The following is a 23575-nucleotide window of genomic DNA, read 5'->3' on the forward strand; positions in this document are numbered from 1 at the left end:
TTCAAGGAAGACGATGAGCCAATTTACCCATCTTCATTTGCATACAGAATATTCTTTGCTTGATGGAGCCAATAAGCTTAAGGAATTAGCTAAAACCCTTAAAGAGCAGGGTGCTACAAGTGTAGCCATGACAGATCATGGTAATATGTTTGGAGCAATTGATTTTTATCAGACTATGCGTTCTGAGGGATTGAAACCCATCATAGGTCTTGAAGCGTATTTGCATAATCATGAAGATATTTCAGATAAAAGCTCGCGTCAAAGATTTCATCTTTGCTTATATGCAAAAAATGAGGTTGGTTATCAAAATTTAATGTATCTAAGTTCTCAAAGCTATATCAAGGGTTTGTATTATTATCCACGCATTAATAAAAAGCTTTTGGAAGAGCATAGCGAAGGGCTTATCTGTTCTTCGGCTTGCTTGCAAGGTGAGGTAAATTGGCATTTAAATATTCATAGCGAAAGAAATGTTCGTTTTGGAGCTAAAGGTTATGAGGCGGCCAAAGAGGCAGCTTTATGGTATAAAAAAGTTTTTGGCGATGATTTTTATTTTGAAATTATGCGCCATGGTATAGGAGATCAAAGAGCTATAGATGATGATATTATAAGACTTTCAAAAGAATTAAATATTAAAATTATTGCTACAAATGATACTCATTATACTTTCAAAGAAAGAGCGGCTGCTCATGAGGTGTTTATGTGCATTGCTATGGGTAAAAAGCTTAACGATCCTGATCGTTTACGCCATAGCGTTCATGAATTTTATGTCAAATCTCCAGCGCAAATGAGCGAGCTTTTTGCTGATATACCTGAAGCTATTGAAAATACTCAAGAAATTGCTAATAAATGTAATTTAGAGCTAAATTTAGGAAATCCCACTCCGCCAAATTTTAAATTCACAAGAGAATATGCAAAAGAATATAATATAAGCTTGCCCGAAGAAGGTAAAGAATTTAGTTTTGATAATGATGATGTGGTTTTTGATGAGCTTTGTAAAAAAGGACTTGAGGAAAGGCTAAAATTCGTTGATATAAGCAAGCATGAAGAATATAAAACAAGGCTCGAAGTTGAAATCAATATCATAAAAAAAATGAAATTTTCAGGCTATATGCTAATCGTTCATGATTTTATCAAAGTGGCTAAAGATAAAGGAATTCCTGTAGGTCCTGGAAGGGGTTCAGCTGCGGGTAGTTTGGTCGCTTATTCTTTAAAAATCACGGATTTAGATCCTATTCCTTATAGTTTGCTTTTTGAGCGTTTTTTAAATCCAGAACGCGTATCAATGCCCGATATTGATGTGGATTTTTGTCAAGATAGACGCGCAGAAGTGATTGATTATGTGATTGATAAATATGGAGCTGATAAGGTTGCACAGGTTATTACTTTTGGTAAGCTTTTGGCTCGTGGAGTGATTCGTGATGTGGCAAGGGTTTGTGATATGAGTATTCCTGATGCAGATGAACTTGCCAAGCTTATACCTGAAGAACTTAAAATCACTCTTGATGTAGCTTACGAAAAAGAACCAAAGATTAAAGAATTTATAGAGCGTCATCCAAAGGGTCCTGAAGTTTGGGAGTATGCTAAGGCTCTTGAAGGACTCAATAGAAATGCAGGTATGCACGCAGCAGGTGTTGTGATTTCTAATGAAAGTTTATGGAAAAAAACTCCTCTTTTTAGACAGAGTAAAAACGATGAAAGACATTTAGTTACACAATACTCTAAAGATCATTTAGAGGATGTAGACTTAATCAAATTTGATTTCTTGGGTTTAAAAACCTTAACTTTGATCAACAATGCTATTAAACTCATTAAAAAGCGTTATAATAAAGACATAATCTGGCAAGCTATCGATGTAAATGATGCTAAAGTTTATAAAACCATACAGAGTGGGAATACCTTAGGAATATTTCAAATAGAATCAGGCGGAATGCAAAACTTAAATGCAAGATTAAAGCCTGAGCGTTTTGAAGATATTATCGCGGTTCTTGCTCTTTATCGTCCAGGTCCTATGGAATCAGGAATGCTTGATGATTTTATAGATAGAAAACATGGGCTTAAAAAGATAGAATATCCATTTGATACTCTTGAAAGTGTATTAGAGCCTACATACGGGGTTATTGTCTATCAAGAGCAAGTTATGCAAATTGTTCAGATTATAGGAGGATTTTCACTAGGTGGTGCTGATGTGGTGCGCCGCGCTATGGGTAAAAAAGATCCTGAAAAAATGAAAAAATTAAAAAGTGAATTTGCTGATGGTGCTGAAAAGCAGGGTTATGATAGAGTAAAAGCCGAAGAGCTTTGGGAATTGATTGTTAAATTTGCAGGATATGGTTTTAACAAATCTCACTCTGCAGCTTATGCCTTGATCACTTTTCAAACAGCGTACTTAAAAACCTACTATCCTAGTGAATTTATGGCAGCATTGCTAACAAGTGAAGAAAATAATGTCGATAAAATCGCTGTTTATATCGATGAAATGAAAAAAATGAATATCAAGCTTCTTCCACCTTCTGTTAATAAAGCTATACGCGAATTTAGTGCAGTAGAGCAAGAAGATGGTAAAGATGCTATTGTTTATGGACTTGGAGCTATTAAAAGTGTGGGAATTCCTGCAGTTGAAAATTTACTCGAAGCAAGAGAGCGAGGCGAATTTAAAAATATTGATGATTTTTTAAGCAGGATAGAGCCTACAAAGATCAACAAAAGAACCCTAGAAAGCCTTATTAAAGCGGGTGCTTTTGATGAATTTGGCTATACAAGAAAGTGTTTGTTTGATAATATGGACAATTTAACTGAAGGTTCTAAAAAAATGGCCGATGCAAGAAAAAATGCAGCAAGTTCTCTTTTTGGAGAAGATGAATTAACTGTTGGTTTGCAAGTTAATATAGTGCCTAAGAATGAAGAATTTGAGGTTATGGAAAAACTTGAATTTGAAAAAGAGATTTTGGGAATTTATGTTTCAGGACACCCACTTGATCGTTTTTATGATAAATTTAAGGAAATAGATTATGTAAAAAGTATAGATTTTTCAACACTTAAAGGCAGTGGAGAAATTTTAAGTATAGGAAAGATTGAAAGCTTTAAATCTATGATGAGTAAAAATAATAAGCGTTATGGCAGGCTTGAGATATTGGATTTTTATTCTACTTTTGAAGTGACGGTTTTTGAGTCTAACATAGAAGAGCTTGAAAATATTTTAAAAAATGAAACCTCCAAAAATGAAGCTTATGGGTTTTTGTTAAGTTATAGGGCAGAGGAGGGCAAATTAGATAGTCTAGCTTTAAGATCAATCAAAACCCTAGAGGAGCTTCAAGAAGGAGAGATTAAGGCGGTAAAAAAATTTAACGCCAAGAAAAATACTCAAGAAAATAAAGATTTTATAGCAGAGCCTAAAGAATTTGAAAACAATATCATAGAACTTGATCTTTCAAGATTAAATCGAGAGCTTGTTTATGAAATTCACGAAATAGCAAGAAGTGCACATAATCCAAATGAAAAAGGCAATAAAAAGCTTGTCTTAAAGATCGTTAGCACTGGTTCTTGCTTGCTTTATCATACTGATTTTGTTATTTCTGATAGTGTTAGTGAAAAAATTATCAATAAATATGCAGGGTAAAGGATTAGGGGAGATTTTATTTTAAATTTTTAAATAAAATACTTCCAAGCCTTACCATATTAGATCCACACTTAATGGCGATTTCAAAGTCATTACTCATCCCCATGGAGCAAATTTTAGCCCCGTGTTTTTGAAGTTTTTCATAGATTTTATAGGTTGTTTCAAAACTTTTTTCAATTTCTCTTTGATCTTCGCTGTGTGAACCTATGCTCATAATTCCACAAAGATTTAAATTAGGACATTCTTCTTGAATTTGTAGGTATTCTTCTATGGCTTGATTTGAGTTAAGCCCACTTTTGCTTAATTCATTAGCGCTATTGATTTCTAGCAGGGTATCTAGTTTATAATCTAGTCTTTTATCCATAGCTTTAGCTATTTTTAATCCATTGCAAGAATGCCAGAGTATTGGTTTTTGCTTGATTAAAAGATTGATTTTATTACTTTGTAGTGTTCCTATAAAATGCCATTTTATATTTAAATCTTTTTTATCAAGAATTTCTTTTTTTTGCATTAAAGCTTGAACTTGATTTTCTCCAAATTCTGTAATTCCTTGAGTAAAAAGTTTTTCAATAACGCTTGCATCAACATATTTACTTACTGCTATAAGGCGGATATTTTTGGTTTTTTCTAAAATTTGTTCTAAAGTCATTTTCACAAAAAGAGAAGCCCTAGATTAGGGCTTTTATCATTGTAATAAGCTAGCAATTTTGCTTTGAAGTTGCATGTTAGATTGTGCAGCGACGAAAGCAGCTGCATTTTCTTTTAGGTAATTGCTATTAAAATCATTGACATTTTTTGCCATATCATTATTCAGCAAATTATTTTCAGCTGCTTTAGTATTGATGCTATTTTGCACACTAGCATTGATATTAGAAGTGATGGCATTGATACCCGATCCTATTTCACTTCTTAAAGCACCAAGTTGATCCATAAAATTTGTAATACTGTCTTGATTATCTATGCTAAGACCACTAGTTGCCAATGGATTTAAATTGGTCGTTTCAGTTCCACTTCCTACTACAAAATTCATAGTTTGGAATACATTTTTTCCATTATAGGTAGCATTATTAAAAGAATCACTGATAGATTCTTGTATGCGTGTTGCTTCTGTTCTTAGCATGCTTTTTTGAGAATCACTTAATGCTGCATTATTCATCTTTACGGAGAGTTCATTAAGTCTATCAGCACTTTGAGAAATATTTGTCAGGCTTGCATCTGCAATTTGTAAAACACCAATAGCGTCATAGGCATTTGCAATGCCTTGATCTATAGTGCTTGATTGAGATCTTAAAGAATCAGCAATAGCTAAATTAGCACTATCAACCCCACTTATCGCACGGACAGCTGCAATGTTTTCTAAAGCTTTTTCACTAGCTTTTTGAGCATTATTTAAATAATAATTTTGTTGCATCATGCTTGCATCAGAGATCATCATAGCTTACTTCTCCTTTTAAATTTTTATAAAATATTCTAGCATTTTTTTGCTATTTTAAAGCTTAAGAAATATAGAAAAACTTGCATTAATAAAATAATTTTTATAACCACTTCGCTTGCATTATGTATACTAAGAAATTCTTGGCTTTTTGTAGCTTGTTCGCCCAAATTTTGAAGTTCAATAATGGTATTTGTAAAATACAAAACAAACACTAAGCTCAAAATTAAAATGAGTATAGTAAGCATTAATTTTGAGAATTTAATCTGAAATTTCATATCTTCTTTTGCAAAAGAATAGATTTCAAATAATAAATTAATAATAGAAACAAAAATTAACAAATATCCCATTTTAATAAAAATTTGAGTCATCATTAAGCCACTTTGAAAATGACTTAAAACTCCCTCGCCTATAAGGTTAGCTGGGTAAAAAATTACTGGTGCAACAACTATGCCAAGTATAAGCTCTATGCCAATCATAGCTGCAAGTAAAAATAAATTGATTGCTTTCAATTTTTCTCCTTAATTTTTTAATTTATGATAGCGTATAAAGCTTATTTTTTAGTAAATTGAGCAACAAAAGCACGATCATACTCCTGCTCATCTTGAAAAAATTCAGCTTGAAAATTTTTTTGATATAAAATTTGTTTTAAAATTGCTTTTTGATCATAACCAAATTCACATGCTAAAATTTTAACCTTTTTTTCAATAGAGAAAGTTATAATTTCTTCTAAAATTTCATACCCTTTTTCTCCTCCAAATAGGGCTTCTTTTGGTTCATTTTTCACCCAAAGATCTATGGGATATGAATTTTGTATATAAGGAGGATTTGAAAAAATAAAATCATAATTTTCTTTTACTTGTTTAAAGTCACAAAGTCTAAAGTCGATTAAATCTTCAACTTTGTGCAATTTGGCATTTTCTAAGGCTAATTGTAAAGCTTTAGGATTGATATCGCAAGCTGTAATTTTTAATCCCAATTCTTTAGCTAAAACTATACTTAAAACTCCGCTTCCAAAGCCTATTTCTAATATATTTTGAAAATTATTATTTTTGCAAATTTTAAGAATTTGTGAAAGTAAAATCTCGCTATCATAGCGTGGGATTAAGACCCCTTTTTTTACTTTAAATTCCAAGCCCCAAAAATCTGCTTTTTCAAAGATGTATTCAAAAGGTTCCCCTGATTGAAAGCGTTTGATAAGTTCAAAATAGGGCTTGGAATCAAATTCTAGATCTTGATTTAAAAAAATCCAAGTCCTATCTTTTTTTAGATATTCACAAAGTATAAATAAGGCTTCATTTTCGTGTTTTTCAAGTCTAGTTTTAGCTTCTATAAGAGCGTTTTTTATGGTCAAGAAAGAGCCTTGATTCTATCACTAATGCTTGGATGACTAAGATAAAAAAAGGTATAAATCTTGCTTGTTTTAATAAAAGCTTTATTTTCTCTTGCTAGAGCTAAGAGTGCATTTTTCATATCCTCCTTGCTTGTAAGTTTGCTTCCGTGTTGATCTGCTGCAAATTCATTTTTTCTACTTAAGGCATTTATTAAAGGAGAGATGATAAAACTAAAAATATTTGCAAATATAAATAAAAGAGCAAAAACACCCCCATTAACTCCTTCTAGATGACTTTCTAGATATACAAAATCAGGCAAATGAGCAAAAATAAAGAAAAGTAAAAACATAGTGATTGCCCCATTGATTAGGGCTTTTATAATATCTTTGTGAACAAAATGTCCAAGTTCGTGTCCCAAAACTGCTAGAAGCTCTCTTTCACTTAAGGCTTTTAAAAGTGTGTCAAAAAGCACCACTCTTTTGCTTTTAAAAAGCCCACCAAAATAAGCATTTAAACGCTTATCTCTTTTACTAGCGTCAATCACATAAACCCCATTCGCATTAAAGCCACATTGTTTCATTAGATCATTGATTTTACTTAGCAAATTTTCATCTTCTAATTTTTCCATTTTGTTAAATATAGGAGCGATTAGAGTAGGATAAATAACATTTATGATCACTATCACACAAAAAGCAAAAATAAAAGCTGCAAGCCACCAAAAAGTACCAAAAAAATCATAGCAAAAAAGTAGGGCATAAAGGATTAAAAATCCAAAAATCAAAGTTAAAATAAGGCTTTTTATAGTGTCTTTGATAAAAAGTTTTAAAGTCATATTTGAAAAACCATGAGCCTTATCTTTAACAAAGCTTTCATAAATGCTTAGAGGCAAATTTAAAATACTTGTGATAATTAAAAAAGCAAGTAAAAATAGAGTATTTTCAAGGCGAGAGTTTTCGCTGATTAATAGTTCTTTTAGGTAAAGAAATCCAAAACCTATCCATGCGATATTAACAATCAGCATATAAAAATTTGAAAAAAGCTTGAATTTTTCATTTTCTATAGCAATATCGGCTGCGTTTTGATAATCTTCCTCACTTAAAATTTGTGCTTGTTTGTCTTTTTCTCTTTCTAAGAAACGAATTTGAGCATAGGAAATCCAAGATAAAAGTGCTGTGTAAAGACATAAAATTGCAATTAAAGTCATTTATTTTTTCCTTGATTTATTTTTTGCGAATTCTAGCTTAAAATAATGAAATAAAGTTAATAGTTTAAAATCTAAAATAATATTCTTTTCAACTAAGTTGGTGTATATTTATAAAAAAAGGATTAAAGAATGTTTTTTAAGAAAAAGATTTCACAAAAGCAAAAAGAAAAGCCTAAAATTCCAATCAATGATGTGATTTTAGATGACAGGCTTTGTAAGTTTAAAAATAAAGTGCAAAAGATAAGCAAAGATGAAGTTTCGGCAAGTCTGCTTGCTAGACAATTAAGCAGACTTATCAGAGCTAATAAATTTTAACATTTTTTCTTAGGGCGAAAAACCTTAATAACTTCATCATTTGCTTCTATATAAGCACCTTCTATCAAATCGATACAGTAAGGTATAGCCGGAAAAACAGGCTCTAGGCATTCTTTTATAGCCTTAGGATTTCCTGGTAAATTAATGATAAAAGATTTATTGCGAATTCCTGCACTCTGTCTTGAAAGTATAGCTGTTGGGACATATTTTAAACTTTCTAAACGCATGAGCTCTCCAAAACCTGGCATCATTTTATCACACACGGCTTCCGTGGCTTCTGGGGTTACATCGCGAAGTGCTGGACCTGTTCCTCCGCTAGTGATTACTAAGTCACATTCTTTCTCATCCACTAGATAAAGTAGTTTTTTTATAATTAAATCATAATCATCCGGTATAAGTTCTTTAAGATAGATGATTTCATTTTTAATATATGAATTTAAAATTCTTTCAACTTCAGCAGTAGCTTTATCTTCGTATATCCCACTGCTTGCTCTATCGCTTAAGGTTAAAATTCCTATTTTAATGATATCCATTTTCTCTCCTTTTTAAAGTATTAAAGCCAACCTTTTTTCTTAAAAACAATAACAGGTACAATGATAGAAATTATCATCACTACAAGCACTATTGGATAGGCATAGTGAAGCTCAAGTTCAGGCATAAATTTAAAGTTCATCCCATAAATTGTTCCTATAAGAGTAGGGGGCATCATGGCAACAGTTGCAACAGTAAAAAGCTTGATAATTTTATTTTGCTCTATATTAACTTGACTTGCTAGAATAGTTTGAATATTGTCTAAAACATTGAGTTGCGAAACGCTAAATTCGACCAAAGAATTCAAGTCTTTTAAAACTATAGTTAAATTTTGTTTTATATCTCTGTCGATTTTATCACTTTTAAGCAAGGAAGTCATAGCGCGACGCTTATCAAACAAAGAATCTCTAACTCGCATATTAAGCTCTTGTAAGCTTGAAATATCTTTTAGCATTTCATCGTAACTGTATTCATCTTTCTTTTCTAAAACGGTTATTCTTAAGCGTCTTGCTTCTTTATCAATCCATTCAAGTAAATCCGCATCTTTTTCGACTCGTACTTCAAACATTTTATCGATAATATCAAAACCATCTTCAAAATTCTTTGGACTTGCTAATATTCTTGCTTGAATTTCCTTAAAGGTGCTAAATTCATTGTATCTTATCGTAAATAAAATATTTTTAGCTGTTGCAAAAGTTACAATTTCTGTACGAAGTTTGATTGAATTTTGCTCTTCATTATCATTCTTAAATTCTCGAATCAAAAAATGAGCATTGATGGTTATAGTAGCATTATCTTCCCAGTATTTTGCACTAAGTTCTATCTCTTCTCTTTCTTCTTTCGTTGGAAATTCAAGATTAAATTCACTCGATATAAAGGCAATCTCTGCAGGGCTTGGATGAAGTAAATCAATCCATAAGATATTTTGCGGTAGTTCTTGACTATCGAGATTAAAATTAATTCTCTGTACTAAGGCATTTTGTGTTTTTATATAAATATAAAGCATAGTGGTTCCTTATTTTGACTTTGAAATTATAACTTTGATTAGTTAAAAATCAACTTGTATCTAAAATGTTTCTAAAACTTATTAAATTTCTAAAATATTTTTATTTTAAGGAGTTAAAAATGAAAAAGCAATTTTTATTAAGTTTAGGGTTTGTAGCCTTGCTGTTTTCAAATTTACAAGCCATAGATGAGAATTTAATCAAAGCTGCACAAGCAGAGGGTAGGGTAAATTCTCTAGCCATGCCTGATACTTGGGCAAATTGGAAAGATACTTGGGCAGATCTTAAAAATCTTTATGGTATAGAACACAGCGATACAGACATGAGTTCAGCTCAAGAAATTGCTAAATTTAAGGCTGAAAAGAAAAATGCAAGCGGTGATATAGGAGATGTAGGAGCCTCTTTTGGAGATATAGCTGTAAAGCAAGGAGTAACTCAAGCCTTTAAAACAAGCTATTGGGAGCAAGTTCCTGCTTGGGCAAAAGATGAGGAAGGACACTGGCTTTTGGCTTATACGGGCACTATAGCTTTTATCGTTAATAAAGAAGTAGTAAAGGATGTGCCAAAAACTTGGCAAGATTTACTTAAGGGAAATTATAAAATTACAGTAGGTGATGTAAGTGTAGCAGCTCAAGCTGTGAGTGCAGTTTTGGCGGCAAATTATGCCTTAGGTGGGGATGAAAAAGATTTAAGTCCTGCTTTAGCTTTTTTTAATACTTTAGCCAAACAAGGAAGACTTGTAAATAATGATGTAAGTATAGCCAATCTTGAAAAAGGTGAAGTTGAAGTGGGATTGGTATGGGATTTTAATGGTTTAGGCTATAGAGATAAAGTAGGCAAGGATCGCTATGAAGTTTTAATCCCTGCTGATGGTAGTGTTATTTCGGGTTATACAACCATTATCAACAAATATGCTAAACACCCTAATGCAGCTAAATTAGCTCGTGAATTTATACTTTCTGATAAGGGACAAATCAATCTAGCTAAGGGTTATGCAAGACCTATAAGAATTGATTATATTACCTTGCCTGATGATATACAAGCTAAGCTTTTACCAAGCGAACAATATAAAAATGCAAGAGCAATCAAAGATCAAAAAGCTTGGGAAAAAAGCGCTAAAGAATTGCCACAACTTTGGCAAGAAAAAGTTATAGTGGATATGAAATAAAGGAGATTGGATGAAAAAGGTTATTTTAACAAGTGCTATGCTTTGCAGTGTTTTATTTGGAGTTCAAGAGTATGAGGCCAATTTAGCAGGGCATATTATCATAGATTCTAAAAGTACAGTAAAACCTCCTAAGGATGCTCCTGATTTTTTTAAAACTTATGGGAAATTTGCAAATATCACTAGAGAAGAAAAAATTGGAACTTTTAAATCTAAGGGAAACAGGGAAACAGATTTTTATTTACCTTTTAAAAATCAACCTATACAAGGACATAGCGGGATAAAATATATTCCAAAAAAAGATGTTTTTTGGGTGATTAGTGATAATGGCTTAGGTAAAAAGTATAATTCTTATGATGCCATGCTTTATGCTCACGAGTTTAAATTTGATTTTAAAAACTCAAAATACGAACTTTTAAAAACAGTTTTTTTTAAAGATAGTGATAAAAAATACCCTTATCCTATAACCACCGAAACAACCAAAGAAAGGTATTTAAGTGGGGCTGATTTTGATACTGAGAGTATACAGCTTATCAATGATGAATTTTATATAGGTGATGAATTTGGTCCTTATTTGCTTCATTTTGATAAGAATGGGAATTTAAAAGAAGTTTTTGATGTGTATGTGGAGGGTAAAAAACTTATTTCTCCTGATAATCCAAGTTTAAAATTTAGCGATAAGCCTGATGGAGAAAATGAGAAATTTAATATCAAGCGTTCTAAAGGCTTTGAAGCTATGGCAAGCTCTAAAGATGGTTCTAAACTTTATTTGCTTTTAGAAGGAAGTATTTATAATAACAACGCTTATGAGAATGAAAAAGGTAAAGAATATCTAAGAATCATAGAATTTGATGTAAAAAATAAAAAATTCACCGGAAAAACTTATAAATATTTCTTAGAAGATAAAAGCCATTCCATAGGTGATTTTAATATGATAGATGATAAATACGGCATCATCATAGAAAGAGATCAAAAAGAAGGTACTAAAGATAAGGCTTGCAAAGAAGGTGAAGATACTAAGCATTGTTTTAATAATGTAGCTCAATTTAAAAGAATTTATAAGGTTAAATTAGATGATAAAACCCATGAAGCTCAAAAAATTTCTTATATAGATCTTTTAAATATTAAGGATAGAAATAAAATTTCTAAAAAGCCTTTGGTAAATGATAAATTTGTTTTTCCTTTTGAAACCATAGAGGGTGTGGATATAGTAGATGACTCTCATATAGTTGTAGAAAACGACAATAACTTTCCTTATTCTTCAAGCAGAGAACCTAATAAAACTGATGATAATGAATTTATTTTGCTTGAAGTAAAAGATTTTTTAAAGAGTAAGTGATGTCAAAAGTTATTTTGGTTGTGCTCGATGGTTTAAATTATAAAAGTGCTAGTATAAATATGGGATATTTAAATGCACTTTGCAAAGAGAATTTAGGCAAATTTTATTCTTTAGAATGCGAACTTCCTAGCATGTCGCGTCCTTTATATGAATGCTTATTAACAGGCGTAAAGCCTGTTTTAAGCGGGATAATTAACAATAAATTGAGTTTTTCAAAGCAAGCAAGCATTTTTGATCTTTGTAAAGAACAAGGTTTAAAAGCTGGATGCGCAGCTTATCATTGGGTTTTTGAGCTTTATAATAAAAAAGAATTTATTCCTTTTTTGCATCGTCATATAGAAGATGAAAATTTAACTTTACCTTATGGACATTTTTATTACGAAGATGATTATTTAGATTCTCATTTATTTGCTGATGGGGAGCATTTAAGAAATAAATATGATTTAGATTTTACCCTTATACACTCTATGAATATAGATGATACAGGACATAAATTTGGCTCTCATTCTTGCGAATATGCTAATAAAACCAAAAAAGTTGATACTTTAATTTCTGAATATTTACTCATTTGGCTAGAGCAAGGTATAAATGTGATTATTACAAGTGATCATGGTATGACAGAGGGTAAAAGCCATGGAGGCTTAAGCGAAGATGAAATTTTAGTGCCTTTTTTCACTTTTGGTAGTGCTTTTTCGTATGAAAATGCCAAGATAAAACAGGATGAAATTTGTGGCAGTGTCTGTGAAATTTTAGGACTTAAACACGATAAGAGATATAATGATAAAATTTTAAAGGCCAAAAAATGAAAGAAAAATTTCTAGCCTTTTTAAGTATTTTACCTTTTTTTATAGTTTTTACTTTTTTTATGATAGCGCCTTTGATTTGGATTGTTTTTAATGCTTTTTATGTAGAAGAGGATGAAATTTATTCTTTAGCCAATTTTATACATATTTTTGAGTCCAAATTCTATCTACAAAGCATTATAAATTCTTTACAAATCGGTTTTATTTCTAGTATTTTTGGACTTTTGATAGGACTTTTAGCAAGTTATTCTTTATTTGTTTTAGCTCCTTCTAAAATATGTAAATTTCTTTTTTCTTTAAACACTATGATAAGTAATTTTTCCGGAGTCCCTTTAGCTTTTGCTTTTATTATTGTTCTTGGAAGCAATGGCATAGTCAATGTATTGCTAAAAAATTTAGGCATAGAACCTTTTATTAGTATCTATGCCAATTTGGGTGTTAATATTGTCTATGTGTATTTTCAAATTCCTTTAGCTATATTACTTTTACTACCCGCTTTTAAAAGTCTTGAAAATTCACATTTAAATGCTTGTAAGATGTTGGGTGGGGGTAATTTTTTATATTGGATAAAAATAGCCTTACCTTTACTTTTTCCTGCTTTATTTGGGGTTTTTGTGATTTTGTTTGCTAATGCTTTTGGGGCTTATGCAACTATCTATGCTTTAAGTTCGGGGAATTTTAATGTCGCACCTGTAAGAATTGCTGCTTTAATCGCAGGAGATATCAATCTTGATCCTTATATGGCTAGTGCTTTAAGTATCATTATCACTATTATTATGCTTATCGTTACTTTTATAGCTAATTTTCTTTCTAAAAAATATAATTTTAAGGTGCTTTAAATGAGTGAAAATTTAAGTTTGAAAGCTAAAATCTATCATTATGGAATTTTGTTTTTAGTATTTTTATTTTTGGCTTTACCTTTGGCGGCTACTTTTTTATACTCTATCTCTACTTCTTGGGGCGTGAGTGTTTTACCTGATGGTCTTACGCTTAAATGGTATATACAGCTTTTTAGCGATGAGAGATTTTTGATTGCACTTTGGCATTCTTTGCTTGTTTGTATAGCCAGTATCATTCTTTCTATGTTTCTTGTTTTTCCTTTAGTTTTTGTGGTGAATTATTATTTTTTAAAATTTAAATCTTTTATAAATGTACTTATTATCATGCCTTTTGCTATACCTCCTATAGTTACCTGTATAGGACTTTTGCAGCTTTATGCTGATAGTATAGGTGGTACAGCTTGGATGCTTATTTTTACCTATTTTACCATAGCCTTGCCCTTTATCTATAGAGCTTTGGATAATGCTATATCAAATGTAAATTTAAATGAACTTATCGCGTCAAATGCCATGCTTGGAGGTTCTTTAATAGGTGCAATTTTTAAACTCATTTTGCCCAATCTAAGAAATGGAATTTTGGTAGCAATATTTTTAAGTTTTTCTTTTTTAATAGGTGAATTTTTATATGCAAATATTCTTGTAGGAAGTGCTTATGAAACCTTGCAAGTTTATCTTTATAATATTAAAAATCAAAGTGGACATTATTCTAGTGCTTTGGTGATTGTGTATTTTGTATTAATTTTTATAGCAACTTTTATAGCTAGTTTGATTAAGGAGTGAAAAATGGCTTATTTAAAGATTAAAAATTTTAAAAAAGCTTATGGAGATAAGATTATTTTCGAAGATATCAGTTTTAATGCTAAAAAGGGTGAATTTGTAACCCTTTTAGGTCCAAGTGGTTGCGGAAAGTCAACACTTTTAAGATGTATAACAGGTCTTAGTCAGATCAATGGAGGTAAAATTTTAATTAACGATAAAGATATTACCAAATTAAGCCCACAAAAAAGAAATATAGGTATGGTTTTTCAAAATTACGCTCTTTTTCCAAATCTCAATGTTTTTGAAAACATAGCTTTTGGTTTAAAAATCAAAAAAATGGATAAAAAAGATATAGAAAAAAGAGTGAAAAAAATGTTAAAACTGGTCGAGCTTGAAGAATATGCAAAAATTTATCCTCATAAACTTTCAGGCGGTCAGATGCAACGAGTGGCTCTAGCAAGATCTTTGGTTACCAAGCCTGATTTACTTTTACTTGATGAGCCCTTATCAGCACTTGATGCTAAAATTCGAAAACATTTAAGGATACAAATTAAGGAAATTCAAAAAGAATTAAATTTAACTACCATCTTTGTAACTCACGATCAAGAAGAAGCATTGGAGATGTCCGATAGGATTATTTTAATGAATGAAGGTAAAATCATGCAAAATTCAAATGCAAGCAATCTTTATCTTTTGCCAGAATGCCATTTTGTAGCAAGTTTTATAGGAAACTATAATATTTTAAGCCCTAAAGAACTTGATAACTTGGGTTTAGAGCATGATTTTAAAAAAGATATAGCTTTGCGTCCTGAAACCATAGAAATTTCTAATGAGGGTTTAGAAGCTAAGATCAAGGAAAAATCACTTCTTGGCAATATTATACGCTATAAGGTTAAGCTTCAAGAAATTGAACTTAAAGTGGATACTTTGAATTTTAGCACCTATAGTGCTTTTGAAGTGGGCGATAAAATTGCTTTAAAATTTAATCTTTCTTTAGCAAAAGAGTTAAGATGAAGCTTGTTTTGTTTGATTTAGATGATACTTTGATACAGGGCGATAGTGCTAAACTTTGGTTGAAATTTTGTATAGAAAAAGGTTTTTTACCTCAAGAATATTTAGAAAAAATCGTTTTTTATCAAAAACAATATCAAGAAAAAAAGCTTGATATGGATGAATTTATGACTTTTTTTCTTCAAAGTGTTAAGGGTAAAAATGAAGATAGAATTTCATCTTTAGTAGATGAATTTATAAAAATTTATATAAAACCTTATGAAAAAGCTAAAGAACTTATAATCAAATATCAAGATCAAAGGTGTATTATAATTTCAGCTACGGCTGAATTTTTAGTTAGAAAAATCGCCTCTTTTTTGGGAGTGAGAGAAAGCATAGCCATAAAATGCGAGCGTGTGGGTGATAAATTTAGTGGAAAAGCTTATGGGATTTATAGCTTTAAGGAAGGCAAGGTTTTAAGACTTAAGGAGTATTTGGGTAAAGATTATGAGATATGGATGAAAAATTCTTATTTCTTCAGTGACTCTATTAATGATTTACCTTTGCTAGAATGTGTTAGCAAAGCTTTTGTATGCAATGGTGATGAAAAACTTTTAGAACTTGCGAAAGAGAGAAAATATAAGATTTTAAATTTCTAGATAGAAGCGTGAAATTTCACGCTTATTCTAGTTCGTATTTTTTTACAAGACTATCATAAAATCCATTAGCCTTTGCTTCATCTATACCTTTATTAAATATTTCTATAACTTCTTTTTGTTTGTCTTTATCAAAAGCAAAACTAAAACCTTCGCCACCATCTGTTTCTTGATAGAAGCTTACCAAATCAGGATTTTCAGCTAAAAAACCTTTAGCGGTATCTTGATCGGCAAGAATGGCATCGATTTTATTATTTTTTAGCGCTAAAACAGCTATATTTAAATCCTTGTTGCTTTGAACTTGTACATCCTTGATAGCTTTTGCTGTATTTTCTTGCAAGGTTCCTAACTGAACTCCTATTTTTTTACCTTCTAGATCAGTTTTTGTTTGGAGAGCTTCGTTATTTTTAAGTTTAATATAAAGATTTTTACTCATATAATAAGGTTTTGTAAAATCTACACTTTGTCTTCTTTCATCCGTAGCGCTCATAGCTGAAGCGATCATATCGATCTTACCCGCTTTTAAAGCAGGGATCAATCCATCAAAATTAGTCTCAACCCAAACAATTTCAATACCATTTTTTTGAGCAATTTCTTCAACTAAGTCAGTATCAAAACCTGCAAGTTTAGAATCTTGCTTATAGTTAAAAGGTTTGTAATTTGGAGCAGTCCCAACCTTTAAAGTGAGCGTAGCATTAGTTTCATTGCTTGTGTTATTTTCTGTTTTGGTATTTTGACAAGCTGTTAAAAATAAGCCCATGAAGGCAACTAAGAAAGCGGTCAAAAACTTTTTCATTGTTTTCCTTTATAGTAAAATTTTCTCTATGATTATATCAAAGTTAGCTAGCCAATTGGCAAAAAAATCCAGTTTTTAATTTTTTGCCAAAATTAATTAAAAAATAATTTATTTAATCCTCCTTTAAGCTTAATTGGTTATACTTTCATTTCCTTTTTCAGAAAAGGACTTAAGATCTTTAAATTATAGTCTAAAGTTAACTAAAGTTAAATTAAGATTTTATAAACACTATGTTTCTAGTTTTAAATTAATCTTTAATCCTAGTTAAAGCAATTTAAGTTTATAAAACTTTATTATTACTAAACTTTATTTACATATAATAAATGATTTTTTGTTTTGTTCTTTTAACTTAGTATTGTTATTCAAATCTTATTAGTCAATCTTTGAAATCTAAATAAGTGATCGATTGAGCCAGAAAGATTTAGGCATAAGTAATTATGTAAAATCTATTCAATCTAATAATTAAAAAGATTAAAAGTTTTTCTTTTAATCTTTCATAACTTTTTCTTTGAAGAAAAAGATTAAACTATCTATAATTTTTATGGAGAGTTTGATCCTGGCTCAGAGTGAACGCTGGCGGCGTGCCTAATACATGCAAGTCGAACGATGAAGCTTCTAGCTTGCTAGAAGTGGATTAGTGGCGCACGGGTGAGTAAGGTATAGTTAATCTGCCCTACACAAGAGGACAACAGTTGGAAACGACTGCTAATACTCTATACTCCTGCTTAACACAAGTTGAGTAGGGAAAGTTTTTCGGTGTAGGATGAGACTATATAGTATCAGCTAGTTGGTAAGGTAATGGCTTACCAAGGCTATGACGCTTAACTGGTCTGAGAGGATGATCAGTCACACTGGAACTGAGACACGGTCCAGACTCCTACGGGAGGCAGCAGTAGGGAATATTGCGCAATGGGGGAAACCCTGACGCAGCAACGCCGCGTGGAGGATGACACTTTTCGGAGCGTAAACTCCTTTTCTTAGGGAAGAATTCTGACGGTACCTAAGGAATAAGCACCGGCTAACTCCGTGCCAGCAGCCGCGGTAATACGGAGGGTGCAAGCGTTACTCGGAATCACTGGGCGTAAAGGGCGCGTAGGCGGATTATCAAGTCTCTTGTGAAATCTAATGGCTTAACCATTAAACTGCTTGGGAAACTGATAGTCTAGAGTGAGGGAGAGGCAGATGGAATTGGTGGTGTAGGGGTAAAATCCGTAGATATCACCAAGAATACCCATTGCGAAGGCGATCTGCTGGAACTCAACTGACGCTAAGGCGCGAAAGCGTGGGGAGCAAACAGGATTAGATACCCTGGTAGTCCACGCCCTAAACGATGTACACTAGTTGTTGGGGTGCTAGTCATCTCAGTAATGCAGCTAACGCATTAAGTGTACCGCCTGGGGAGTACGGTCGCAAGATTAAAACTCAAAGGAATAGACGGGGACCCGCACAAGCGGTGGAGCATGTGGTTTAATTCGAAGATACGCGAAGAACCTTACCTGGGCTTGATATCCTAAGAACCTTTTAGAGATAAGAGGGTGCTAGCTTGCTAGAACTTAGAGACAGGTGCTGCACGGCTGTCGTCAGCTCGTGTCGTGAGATGTTGGGTTAAGTCCCGCAACGAGCGCAACCCACGTATTTAGTTGCTAACGGTTCGGCCGAGCACTCTAAATAGACTGCCTTCGTAAGGAGGAGGAAGGTGTGGACGACGTCAAGTCATCATGGCCCTTATGCCCAGGGCGACACACGTGCTACAATGGCATATACAATGAGACGCAATACCGCGAGGTGGAGCAAATCTATAAAATATGTCCCAGTTCGGATTGTTCTCTGCAACTCGAGAGCATGAAGCCGGAATCGCTAGTAATCGTAGATCAGCCATGCTACGGTGAATACGTTCCCGGGTCTTGTACTCACCGCCCGTCACACCATGGGAGTTGATTTCACTCGAAGCCGGAATACTAAACTAGTTACCGTCCACAGTGGAATCAGCGACTGGGGTGAAGTCGTAACAAGGTAACCGTAGGAGAACCTGCGGTTGGATCACCTCCTTTCTAGAGTACAGAGTAATAAGTCTCACAACTATTACTTCAATATATAAACTCAATTGATTCTTGTTTAGATTTCAAAGATTGATGATAAAGCTAATTATTTATGGGGAATTAGCTCAGCTGGGAGAGCGCCTGCTTTGCACGCAGGAGGTCAGCGGTTCGATCCCGCTATTCTCCACCATTTATTAAGGGCCTATAGCTCAGCTGGTTAGAGTGCACCCCTGATAAGGGTGAGGTCACAAGTTCAAGTCTTGTTAGGCCCACCATAAAAAAGATTTGAATAAAGAAGCTTTAAAATCTAAAGCAAGTATATAAAATAGATTAAATATAAACTCTATACTTAGATTTATTTTTATCTTTAACTATAAAAGAATATACTTTAATAGATATAAGTAGCATATACATTATGCATTTATATTTATAATGATTATGTTAATATATATACTTCCTTTAGGTTTTAAACCTAAATGTTCTTTATAATTATCATTGTTAAGAGTCACAAGCAAGTTTTAATAAAAACAATTTTACAGGACTTGTTAAAGGATAAAACTCAATTATCTTTTCTTTGGTTTTATTTATATCTTTTAACTATCTTTATTTTTTATAATAAAGAGAATATTAGATTTAAGGATTATAAATTAAAGACAAGTTTCAAACTCACTGCTTAGTTGAGACTAAATCATTTAGTTTTATATTAAGTGTTTGAATGCTTTCCGTCTTAAGATAATGAAGTCTTATCATAAAAACTTTAACAAGGAAGTGATGCGTTTTAGAATCAATAAAAAAGGTAGAAGTTAGATTATATCTAACTTTTATGCATATTCTTAGCAGAAGAAGCAAGAAAGACTATTAGTCTTTAACTTACTTTATCAGCCTAATATCTTTTAGGTTGGCGGGGTAGGCCTTTAGCTTGCTTCTTAGTCAAGGCTTTGCCTTGACGCTAAAGAAGGTAAAAAAGGTAAGCTACTAAGAGCGAATGGTGGATGCCTTGACTGGTAAAGGCGATGAAGGACGTACTAGACTGCGATAAGCTACGGGGAGCTGTCAAGAAGCTTTGATCCGTAGATTTCCGAATGGGGCAACCCAATGTATAGAGATATACATTACCTATATAGGAGCGAACGAGGGGAATTGAAACATCTTAGTACCCTCAGGAAAAGAAATCAATAGAGATTGCGTCAGTAGCGGCGAGCGAAAGCGCAAGAGGGCAAACCCAGTGCTTGCACTGGGGGTTGTAGGACTGCAATGTGCAAGAGGTAAGTTTAGCAGAACATTCTGGAAAGTATAACCATAGAGGGTGATAGTCCCGTATGCGAAAAACAAACCTTAGCCAGCAGTATCCTGAGTAGGGCGGGACACGAGGAATCCTGTCTGAATCTGGGTCGACCACGATCCAACCCTAAATACTAATACCAGATCGATAGTGCACAAGTACCGTGAGGGAAAGGTGAAAAGAACTGAGGTGATCAGAGTGAAATAGAACCTGAAACCATTTGCTTACAATCATTCAGAGCCCTATGTAGCAATACAGGGTGATGGACTGCCTTTTGCATAATGAGCCTGCGAGTTGTGGTGTCTGGCAAGGTTAAGCAAACGCGAAGCCGTAGCGAAAGCGAGTCTGAATAGGGCGCTTAGTCAGATGCTGCAGACCCGAAACGAAGTGATCTATCCATGAGCAAGTTGAAGCTAGTGTAAGAACTAGTGGAGGACTGAACCCATAGGCGTTGAAAAGCCCCGGGATGACTTGTGGATAGGGGTGAAAGGCCAATCAAACTTCGTGATAGCTGGTTCTCTCCGAAATATATTTAGGTATAGCGTTGTGTCGTAATATAAGGGGGTAGAGCACTGAATGGGCTAGGGCATACACCAATGTACCAAACCCTATCAAACTCCGAATACCTTATATGTAATCACAGCAGTCAGGCGGCGAGTGATAAAATCCGTCGTCAAGAGGGAAACAACCCAGACTACCAGCTAAGGTCCCTAAATCTTACTTAAGTGGAAAACGATGTGAAGTTACTTAAACAACCAGGAGGTTGGCTTAGAAGCAGCCATCCTTTAAAGAAAGCGTAATAGCTCACTGGTCTAGTGATTTTGCGCGGAAAATATAACGGGGCTAAAGTAAGTACCGAAGCTGTAGACTTAGTTTACTAAGTGGTAGGAGAGCGTTCTATTTGCGTCGAAGGTATACCGGTAAGGAGTGCTGGAGCGAATAGAAGTGAGCATGCAGGCATGAGTAGCGATAATTAATGTGAGAATCATTAACGCCGTAAACCCAAGGTTTCCTACGCGATGCTCGTCATCGTAGGGTTAGTCGGGTCCTAAGTCGAGTCCGAAAGGGGTAGACGATGGCAAATTGGTTAATATTCCAATACCAACATTAGTGTGCGATGGAAGGACGCTTAGGGCTAAGGGGGCTAGCGGATGGAAGTGCTAGTCTAAGGTCGTAGGAGGTTATACAGGCAAATCCGTATAACAATACTCCGAGAACTGAAAGGCTTTTTGAAGTCTTCGGATGGATAGAAGAACCCCTGATGCCGTCGAGCCAAGAAAAGTTTCTAAGTTTAGCTAATGTTGCCCGTACCGTAAACCGACACAGGTGGGTGGGATGAGTATTCTAAGGCGCGTGGAAGAACTCTCTTTAAGGAACTCTGCAAAATAGCACCGTATCTTCGGTATAAGGTGTGGTTAGCTTTGTATTAGGATTTACTCCGAAAGCAAGGAAACTTACAACAAAGAGTCCCTCCCGACTGTTTACCAAAAACACAGCACTCTGCTAACTCGTAAGAGGATGTATAGGGTGTGACGCCTGCCCGGTGCTCGAAGGTTAATTGATGGGGTTAGCATTAGCGAAGCTCTTGATCGAAGCCCGAGTAAACGGCGGCCGTAACTATAACGGTCCTAAGGTAGCGAAATTCCTTGTCGGTTAAATACCGACCTGCATGAATGGCGTAACGAGATGGGAGCTGTCTCAAAGAGGGATCCAGTGAAATTGTAGTGGAGGTGAAAATTCCTCCTACCCGCGGCAAGACGGAAAGACCCCGTGGACCTTTACTACAGCTTGACACTGCTACTTGGATAAGAATGTGCAGGATAGGTGGGAGGCTTTGAGTATATGACGCCAGTTGTATATGAGCCATTGTTGAGATACCACTCTTTCTTATTTGGGTAGCTAACCAGCTTGAGTTATCCTCAAGTGGGACAATGTCTGGTGGGTAGTTTGACTGGGGCGGTCGCCTCCCAAATAATAACGGAGGCTTACAAAGGTTGGCTCAGAACGGTTGGAAATCGTTCGTAGAGTATAAAGGTATAAGCCAGCTTAACTGCAAGACATACAAGTCAAGCAGAGACGAAAGTCGGTCTTAGTGATCCGGTGGTTCTGTGTGGAAGGGCCATCGCTCAAAGGATAAAAGGTACCCCGGGGATAACAGGCTGATCTCCCCCAAGAGCTCACATCGACGGGGAGGTTTGGCACCTCGATGTCGGCTCATCGCATCCTGGGGCTGGAGCAGGTCCCAAGGGTATGGCTGTTCGCCATTTAAAGCGGTACGCGAGCTGGGTTCAGAACGTCGTGAGACAGTTCGGTCCCTATCTGCCGTGGGCGTAAGAAGATTGAAGAGATTTGACCCTAGTACGAGAGGACCGGGTTGAACAAACCACTGGTGTAGCTGTTGTTCTGCCAAGAGCATCGCAGCGTAGCTAAGTTTGGAAAGGATAAACGCTGAAAGCATCTAAGCGTGAAGCCAACTCTAAGATGAATCTTCTCTAAGCTCTCTAGAAGACTACTAGTTTGATAGGCTGGGTGTGTAATGGATGAAAGTCCTTTAGCTGACCAGTACTAATAGAGCGTTTGGCTTATCTTTAATAAAGCATCACTTCCTTGTTAAGGTTTTTACTAAAGCTTTAAATAGTAATATTGATTTAAAGTGATATAGAAATCTTTCAAGTAGGGTTTATATTAGAACTTGCTCTTAACATTGTTTTTTAAGTATTCTATATAAAAACTTATCAAAGAGAGTAAAGATTTGATTCATTGACAAGATGAAAGATAAGATTTAAAAGATAAAAGTAAAAATTAAAAAACAAAAAAAGAAAAATAAAAAAGAATAGAAGAAAAGCAAAAAAATAAAACAATAGAATAAAAAATAAAAGCTTTATTCTTAAGTTAAATCTTTCAAAGAATATTTAAATAACAATGTCCGTGATTATACAGATGTGGAAACGCCTTGCTCCATCCCGAACCAAGAAGCTAAGCACATCGTGGGTGATGATACTACGCCTTACTGGCAGGGGGAAAGTAGCTCATTGCGGACTTGTTAATTCTTCTTTATCTTATTCTTATAGATTTAAAATCTTAGTTTTTATATGTCAATCGTTGTTTTTATATTTAATTATTTTTTTATGTTTATTAAATCTATTATTGTATTAATTATTTTTTTATTGATTGAATTTGTTTTTATGCTAATTAAATATGTTTTTGTATTCATTGTTCTTTTATGTTTATGTTTAATTGGCTTGGATTGATTTATGCTTTAGTTCTAATTGTATTTAATCAGCTTAGAATGCTTTGTATAATGCTTTTACTTATCTACAACTTATTATTTTTATATTCAATCATTAGTTTAATTGATTTATGCTTTTGTTGGTTTAGTTAAACACTTTATCAGTCGTTGCTTGATTAGTTTATTAATTTATTTAATTTAATCAGTTAGGTTATATTCATTGGTTTGTTTGAGTTGGTTAG

The 23575-nt window shown here is 33.7% G+C and carries 17 protein-coding genes, 2 tRNA genes and 3 rRNA genes; 14 read left to right on the forward strand and 8 right to left on the reverse strand.

The window, feature by feature from the left end; translation table 11 throughout:
* The first annotated feature begins 13 nt into the window (after positions 1-13).
* Positions 14-3616, forward strand: coding sequence for a DNA polymerase III subunit alpha (gene dnaE, locus BGS43_RS04655; protein WP_096568990.1), 3603 nt, complete (start codon positions 14-16; stop codon positions 3614-3616).
* Positions 3617-3632: 16 nt separating this feature from the next.
* Here dnaE and BGS43_RS04660 read toward each other — a convergent pair whose 3' ends face one another.
* Genes BGS43_RS04660 through BGS43_RS04680 form a run of 5 tightly spaced genes read right to left on the reverse strand, consistent with a single transcriptional unit; the run spans position 3633 to position 7586 of the window.
* Positions 3633-4265 (reverse strand): YggS family pyridoxal phosphate-dependent enzyme, encoded by a 633-nt coding sequence (locus BGS43_RS04660; protein ID WP_096568993.1) that lies wholly within the window; start codon positions 4263-4265, stop codon positions 3633-3635.
* Positions 4266-4301: 36 nt separating this feature from the next.
* On the reverse strand, positions 4302-5051 hold the full coding sequence (gene flaC / locus BGS43_RS04665) for a flagellin C (protein WP_002825400.1): 750 nt from the start codon (positions 5049-5051) through the stop codon (positions 4302-4304).
* 35 nt (positions 5052-5086) lie between these two features.
* Complete coding sequence (locus BGS43_RS04670) at positions 5087-5560, reverse strand: DUF4149 domain-containing protein (RefSeq protein WP_002787413.1); 474 nt, start codon at positions 5558-5560, stop codon at positions 5087-5089.
* A 41-nt stretch (positions 5561-5601) separates the two neighbouring features.
* Complete coding sequence (locus BGS43_RS04675; protein WP_058001825.1) at positions 5602-6402, reverse strand: HemK/PrmC family methyltransferase; 801 nt, start codon at positions 6400-6402, stop codon at positions 5602-5604.
* Entirely contained in the window at positions 6399-7586 is a 1188-nt protein-coding gene (locus BGS43_RS04680) for a M48 family metallopeptidase (protein ID WP_096568996.1), read from the reverse strand. The genes BGS43_RS04675 and BGS43_RS04680 overlap by 4 nt, the downstream gene beginning before the upstream one ends.
* Before the next feature lie 129 nt (positions 7587-7715).
* On the opposite strand from BGS43_RS04680, the gene BGS43_RS04685 reads away from it, so the two are divergent.
* A complete protein-coding gene (locus BGS43_RS04685; RefSeq protein ID WP_096568999.1) occupies positions 7716-7901 on the forward strand; it encodes a molybdenum cofactor biosynthesis protein in 186 nt (61 codons plus the stop codon).
* Here BGS43_RS04685 and mog read toward each other — a convergent pair.
* Both mog and corA read right to left on the reverse strand, forming a co-directional pair.
* Positions 7898-8434 (reverse strand): molybdopterin adenylyltransferase, encoded by a 537-nt coding sequence (gene mog / locus BGS43_RS04690; RefSeq protein WP_002825404.1) that lies wholly within the window; start codon positions 8432-8434, stop codon positions 7898-7900. The two genes, BGS43_RS04685 and mog, sit on opposite strands and share 4 nt — an antisense overlap.
* 20 nt (positions 8435-8454) lie before the next feature.
* Positions 8455-9438, reverse strand: coding sequence for a magnesium/cobalt transporter CorA (corA, locus tag BGS43_RS04695; RefSeq protein WP_002825405.1), 984 nt, complete (start codon positions 9436-9438; stop codon positions 8455-8457).
* A gap of 119 nt (positions 9439-9557) precedes the next feature.
* Here corA and BGS43_RS04700 point away from each other — a divergent pair, with 119 nt between their 5' ends.
* From BGS43_RS04700 to BGS43_RS04730, 7 genes are read left to right on the forward strand one after another with little or no spacing between them, the layout of a single operon-like run.
* A complete protein-coding gene (locus BGS43_RS04700) occupies positions 9558-10604 on the forward strand; it encodes an ABC transporter substrate-binding protein (protein ID WP_002825406.1) in 1047 nt (348 codons plus the stop codon).
* Between the two features lie 10 nt (positions 10605-10614).
* Positions 10615-11940: an esterase-like activity of phytase family protein gene (locus BGS43_RS04705; protein ID WP_057031331.1), complete on the forward strand. Its 1326-nt coding sequence runs from the start codon at positions 10615-10617 to the stop codon at positions 11938-11940.
* Positions 11937-12746: an alkaline phosphatase family protein gene (locus tag BGS43_RS04710; RefSeq protein WP_096569003.1), complete on the forward strand. Its 810-nt coding sequence runs from the start codon at positions 11937-11939 to the stop codon at positions 12744-12746. Before BGS43_RS04705 ends, BGS43_RS04710 begins: the two co-directional genes overlap by 4 nt.
* Positions 12743-13582: an ABC transporter permease gene (locus tag BGS43_RS04715; protein WP_096569006.1), complete on the forward strand. Its 840-nt coding sequence runs from the start codon at positions 12743-12745 to the stop codon at positions 13580-13582. Before BGS43_RS04710 ends, BGS43_RS04715 begins: the two co-directional genes overlap by 4 nt.
* A complete protein-coding gene (locus BGS43_RS04720) occupies positions 13583-14362 on the forward strand; it encodes an ABC transporter permease (protein WP_025398841.1) in 780 nt (259 codons plus the stop codon).
* A 3-nt stretch (positions 14363-14365) separates the two neighbouring features.
* Positions 14366-15355, forward strand: a complete 990-nt coding sequence (locus BGS43_RS04725; RefSeq protein ID WP_096569009.1) for an ABC transporter ATP-binding protein — start codon at positions 14366-14368, stop codon at positions 15353-15355.
* Positions 15352-15990, forward strand: coding sequence for an HAD family hydrolase (locus tag BGS43_RS04730; protein WP_002825412.1), 639 nt, complete (start codon positions 15352-15354; stop codon positions 15988-15990). The genes BGS43_RS04725 and BGS43_RS04730 overlap by 4 nt, the downstream gene beginning before the upstream one ends.
* Positions 15991-16012: 22 nt before the next feature.
* Here BGS43_RS04730 and BGS43_RS04735 read toward each other — a convergent pair whose 3' ends face one another.
* On the reverse strand, positions 16013-16783 hold the full coding sequence (locus tag BGS43_RS04735; RefSeq protein WP_057040734.1) for a basic amino acid ABC transporter substrate-binding protein: 771 nt from the start codon (positions 16781-16783) through the stop codon (positions 16013-16015).
* Between the two features lie 538 nt (positions 16784-17321).
* On the opposite strand from BGS43_RS04735, the gene BGS43_RS04740 reads away from it, so the two are divergent.
* From BGS43_RS04740 to rrf, 5 genes are all read left to right on the forward strand, one after another.
* A 16S ribosomal RNA gene (locus BGS43_RS04740) occupies positions 17322-18834 on the forward strand.
* Positions 18835-18936: 102 nt separating this feature from the next.
* Positions 18937-19012, forward strand: a tRNA-Ala gene (locus BGS43_RS04745).
* A gap of 8 nt (positions 19013-19020) precedes the next feature.
* Positions 19021-19097, forward strand: a tRNA-Ile gene (locus tag BGS43_RS04750).
* 690 nt (positions 19098-19787) lie between these two features.
* Positions 19788-22694 (forward strand): 23S ribosomal RNA (locus BGS43_RS04760).
* Between the two features lie 334 nt (positions 22695-23028).
* Positions 23029-23145: ribosomal RNA gene (gene rrf / locus BGS43_RS04765) — 5S ribosomal RNA — on the forward strand.
* Together the 16S, 23S and 5S rRNA genes with 2 tRNA genes alongside form the textbook arrangement of a ribosomal RNA operon.
* Positions 23146-23575: the final 430 nt, after the last annotated feature.

Origin of the sequence: Campylobacter sp. 110 (genome assembly GCF_002383965.1) — a bacterium.
Taxonomy (GTDB): Bacteria; Campylobacterota; Campylobacteria; order Campylobacterales; family Campylobacteraceae; genus Campylobacter_D; species Campylobacter_D coli.